The organism is Candidatus Darwinibacter acetoxidans (assembly GCF_041936445.1).
Taxonomy (GTDB): Bacteria; Bacillota; Limnochordia; order Darwinibacteriales; family Darwinibacteriaceae; genus DTU010.
Genome location: NZ_JBHGXH010000266.1, coordinates 1 through 3,828 on the forward strand (window position 1 = coordinate 1; position 3,828 = coordinate 3,828).

Annotated in this window: 2 protein-coding genes and 1 tRNA gene; all 3 read right to left on the reverse strand. The window is 60.3% G+C overall.

Features of this window, described 5'->3' with window-relative positions; translation table 11 throughout:
* The coding region (gene tilS, locus ACE4YL_RS10240) for a tRNA lysidine(34) synthetase TilS (RefSeq protein ID WP_461369609.1) at positions 1-1,352 on the reverse strand (1,352 nt) is incomplete at its 3' end.
* Positions 1,342-3,402, reverse strand: coding sequence for a SpoIIE family protein phosphatase (locus tag ACE4YL_RS10245; RefSeq protein WP_461359028.1), 2,061 nt, complete (start codon positions 3,400-3,402; stop codon positions 1,342-1,344). The genes ACE4YL_RS10245 and tilS, both read right to left, overlap by 11 nt.
* 152 nt (positions 3,403-3,554) lie before the next feature.
* Positions 3,555-3,631 (reverse strand) — tRNA-Met (locus ACE4YL_RS10250).
* Positions 3,632-3,828 lie beyond the last annotated feature (197 nt).

Genomic DNA, 3,828 nt, shown 5'->3' on the forward strand with positions numbered 1-3,828 from the left:
TGACTCACATTAATCAGACGCAGGACCTTTCTGGTTGAGTCCGACAGCGCCGCGCGGTGGCTGCGGCGGACGGTGGGAATCCAGAGAATGCCCTCCTGATCGCAGATCAGCGGCAGGAAGTCCCTGAGCTGTACCGGGATGCGGGCCTCGATGAACAGGTCCTTGACCTTCTTCGTGCCCGCCCCGCCAAAGGGCCGCAGGCGATCCCCTTCCCTGCGGGGCCTGATCACCAGGGGAAGCTGGAGCTCCTCCAGGTCGAAGTCTTCACAGTCCTCTGTCCTGGGGGGCAGCTGGTCCCGCTCCCACAGCTCTGCCCTTACGGTGAAGCCACCGGCCTGTACCTGCCCAGGTACTGTCAGTTCCACAGGTTCCCATTCCTCGGCGGAAAAGGTCCCCACAAAGATATACTCTACGTTTCCAGACACCCAAACTTGAGGGAGGGTCAGCTGAAAACTGGGGTTCTCCAGGATCTGGCGGCGCCACTGTTCAATATGGACGAAGCTGATCTGCCGCAGATGCCCCCGGTAGAGTTCCAGGAGCCTGCGCAAAACCCGGCGCTGCATGGCTGTGGACAGCTCCAAGAAGCGCCCCCGGGGGAACGTGAGCTGGCCCCGCTGCCAGCGCATGTGCTTGCGGCAGATCTCCTCCGCCTGGGTCTGCAGCTCCAGTTCATCTTCCCGGGCCAGATCCGCCAGCTGCACCAGGCGGGTCATGATCTCCGGGTTATACTCCTCCGCCAGCAGGGGCAGCAGCTCCTGGCGCACTTTATTGCGCAGGTAGATGGGCTCCAAGTTGGTTTCATCCTGGACATAGGGCACGCCAAAAAACTGGCAGTAGCGGATGATCTCTTCCTTAGACACAGTGAGCAGCGGGCGGATAAACATGCCCCGCTGCATGGGGATGCCGCCCAAACCGTGCAGTCCCGACCCGCGCAAAATGCGCATGAGGACAGTTTCCGCCTGATCGTCACCATGGTGCCCCAGGGCGATGCGGTGATACCCCCCCGCTTCCGCGAAGTTCTTCAGCAGCTGGTAGCGGATCTTACGGGCGCCCTGCTGCTTTGATTCCCCGCTGGCTGCCAGATAGCGGTTGATGTCATACTCCTGAATCTCCACGGGAATATGCAAATCCCGGCAATAGTCCCGGACAAAGGCCGCGTCCCGGGCGGCAGTTTCCCGGAAGCCGTGGTTGAGATGGAACGCGCCAATATTGCGGACATTCCAGCGCACAAACAGATGCAAAAGCGCCATGGAATCGGGTCCGCCGCTCACGGCGATGAGAATGCGCTCCTGTTTGGCCACGGACATGGCCTGCAGATTCTCCAGAAAAACGGTGAGCAGATCAAAGTCCACTGGACTGCACCCTCCTATAGGCCTCAACTTCCCACTGGGCGGGAACGAGGCGGGCCACCACCACCATCATATCATCTGCCACCCGGCCATCGGCCTGGGCGATGCAATCGGCGAGGATCATTTCCGCCAAGGAGGCGGGATCCGCTTCCCCAGCGTCCAGTCCCCTCAGCTGCCAGCACATCCACTCTTCCTTGCGGGCTATGTGGCGCTGGGCCTCCAGCACCCCATCGGTGGCCATGATCAACAATTCGCCTTCTTTGAGCGTTCTCCTATCCAGTTCTACCTCAACCTGGTCCAGCATGCCCACGGGCAGGGCGTGATTGTCGATAACCTCCACTTCCCGCCCACGCTTGATGAAGCTTGGGGCTGCGCCCACTTTCACAAACTCAAGCTGACCGGTGAACAGATCCACCACAACTAGGTCGATGGTGACAAACATCTCCTCCTGATTGCGCAGCATGAGCAGGCGGTTGATGAAACTAACCGCCGCGGCCAGATCGTAGCCCGCCTTGATCATCCGCTCCAGCAGGCGCAGCGTCACGCTGCTTTCAGTATGGGCCTTAAGCCCCACGCCCATGCCGTCGCTTAAGACGATGACCACTTTGCCGAAGGAAATCTCAAAACTGACCTGGCTGTCGCCGGAGATACCGCTGGAGGCCACGGTGGCTTTGCCGATCTCCACCCGGTAAGCGGGGCAGGGGGCGATCTGGAACCCGCAGATGCCCGCGGCGCAGCTGGTGCCCACAACGGTGTAGCGCTGAGAGGTGACTGTTCCGCTGCAGTAGTCCGCCACTTCCCGGCAGAAGGACCTGCTCGCGCAGGGGCTGCGCCGGGCACCGTAGATTTCGTAGCCGTCTAGACACCTCAGCGCGGTGATGTAAGCCAGGTCGGCGCCGGCAAACTGTTCCAACAAGCGCTCCTCCAACTCCCGGGTGAACTGGGCCTCCGGGCCGAAGGAATTCTTCATGGCCTTGAGCAGTTCCGCCAGATCCTGCAGCTGCTTTTGGAAAAGGGGACGCTCCCGATCTGGGAGAGTTTGCTGCAGTTCCTCAAAGACCGTGAGGTAGCCGTCTATTTTCTGGTCCAGCACCCTCTTCAGGTGCTCATCATAGCCCCGATCCTGCTGCCGGAAGGGTTCGGTGCCGGGTACAAGCCGGGCCAGAACATCCAGCCTGTCCCGGGGGACCTTCCGGGCCAGCCAGACGGCGGCCATGAGCACCAAAAGCCACTGGAGGGTGCCCTCGTCCACCGGGCCGGGAACGGTGAACATCCAAGCCAGAAACAGCGCGGTGTAAGAACCCCAGGAGAACTTGTTCAGAAAGCCCACCAGGAGGCTGGCGGTGACAATGAGCAGCACCAGAGCTGTGGATTCCCCCAAAAGCAGGAGGATCAGCCCCAGCGACAGGCCGAGGATGCTGGTTACTCCCAACCCGCCGAGCCTGGCCCCCACAACCAGGAGCCAGGCAACCAAAAAGAGCCGGAGGGAAAACCCACCCCAAGACCAATCCAGGGCCAAAAGCAGGGTCAGGGCGGCAAAGAACACGAACACCTCACCATGGGCGAGCTGCCTCTCCAGGCAGCGCTCCACCAGGCTCCTGAGGAGCCCCAGGGAAAAGACGGCAAAGGCACATTCGGTGATGGCGACAATAAAGACGATGGGCATGGGGCGCAGGAGAAAATGCACCACAGCCTTCACCGCCAGGGCAGCGCACAGCGGCCAGCTGCCCCGCCCTCTGCCTTCCTCCCGGGTGAACAGCCAGATGAGGGCCAGGGCGGTATAATAAGGTAGGGACTCGAAAACACCTAGGGCCGCGGTGAGCCCCAGAGCTACCCCCAGAACAGGCAGGACCGAACGGTAGCCCCTATCTGCCCGCCAAGCCGCGGCGTAGGCCAGACCGAAGGGCCACACTTCACCAAAAACCGCGCTCCGACCCAGCAGAAATCCGAAGACCGCCCAGACAGGGGGAGAATAGGCCCAGCGGGCAGCCAGCTGTCCAAGCCCCAATCCCTCTTCTGTCCAGCTCAGTTGAGAAGGTACTATTTTGGACACGGTATCATCCCCATCCGGTTGCTCGTTTCAGCATAGCAGGGTAGCGGCGGGGATTTTGTCGAAGCCGGTCGTATGCGCGGTCAAATTATCTGAATAATTTCGAAGCAAATAAAAAACCCCACAGAAATTTGTAGGGTTTTGTGGCTTAGTTATGGTAGCGGCGGCTGGATTCGAACCAGCGACACTACGGGTATGAACCGTATGCTCTGACCAACTGAGCTACGCCGCCTAGGCAATGTTTATTATATCCACGGCCAGCCTGGATGTCAAGGGCTCAAAACAATGAAGTAAGTGTCAACGTTTAGTAGGTTGAGACCTCGCAGTTGCTTGTTTCACGGACCCAAGACCAGGATGGGGCGGTTGCGCTTCTAGGTACTGGCCAGGCCAGCTAATGCCCGAAGCGCGATTTTCCACGGCCGAGTCGGC